The organism is Streptomyces sp. SID13726 (genome assembly GCF_010548375.1).
Taxonomy (GTDB): Bacteria; Actinomycetota; Actinomycetes; order Streptomycetales; family Streptomycetaceae; genus Streptomyces.
On the sequence record NZ_JAAGLY010000822.1, the window covers coordinates 1 to 391 of the forward strand.

The window sequence follows — 391 nt, forward strand, 5'->3', positions numbered from 1 at the left end:
ACCATCTGCGCCACGCGCTCGCGCACCGGATCCTCGTGCAGATCGAGGAGTCCGGCGAGGCGCTCGACGAGCGGGCCTGGGACGCGCTCGCGCGCACCCGGCCTGTCCGGGACTACACCGCGGCGGTGTGGCCGAAGGTCACGCCGTCGGCGCTGCTGCACCGGCTCCTCGTCGACCCCGCGTTCCTCGCCGCGAGCGCCGACGGCGTCCTCACCGCCGCCGAGCAGGAGCTGCTGCGCCCGGCGCGACCTTCCCGGACGCCGGGCACGGCCCGCTGGACGCTGGCCGACCTCGTCCTGCTCGACGAGGTCGCGGACCTGCTGACCCGCGGCGCGTCGGTCGCGCACGTCGTGGTGGACGAGGCGCAGGACCTGTCGCCGATGATGCTGCG

At 75.7% G+C, this 391-nt stretch carries 1 pseudogene; it reads left to right on the forward strand.

Annotated features, from left to right (window positions below):
- A pseudogene (locus G3I78_RS50490) lies at nt 1-391 on the forward strand (AAA family ATPase); the annotation flags it as partial.